This is a genomic window from Polaribacter sargassicola (assembly GCF_021991835.1).
GTDB lineage: Bacteria > Bacteroidota > Bacteroidia > Flavobacteriales > Flavobacteriaceae > Polaribacter > Polaribacter sargassicola.
In genome coordinates this window covers 1-279 of the sequence record NZ_JAHDAU010000246.1, presented here as the reverse complement: position 1 = coordinate 279, position 279 = coordinate 1, and the positions used below count along the sequence as shown (strand labels likewise).

1 protein-coding gene is annotated in these 279 nt (G+C 67.0%); it reads left to right on the top strand.

Features of this window, described 5'->3' with window-relative positions; translation table 11 throughout:
- Nucleotides 1–279, top strand: a 279-nt coding sequence (locus KI686_RS16700; protein ID WP_237590430.1) for a hypothetical protein, incomplete at both ends; no start/stop codon positions are given.

Genomic DNA, 279 nt, shown 5'->3' with positions numbered 1-279 from the left:
CGCCGGGGCTGACAGTCGACGTGCAGGGCGGGAAGACCACACGAGAAGCGGATACCGATTCCGCGGCGGATGCCGTGGGAACGGCGCTTCGCGACCTTCCTGAGGCCGTGGGAATCAACACGTCCAACGGGTACGTGGGCGTCGAGATCGCCTCAGCGGACGACGCGCGCACCGTGTTCGAGACGGTCCGAGGCATGCCGGAGTTCACACAGCTGTGGCGATTCTCGCTGAGTGAGCCGCTCGGCTTCAGCGTCGGGGACGTGCCCACGGGATTCGCCA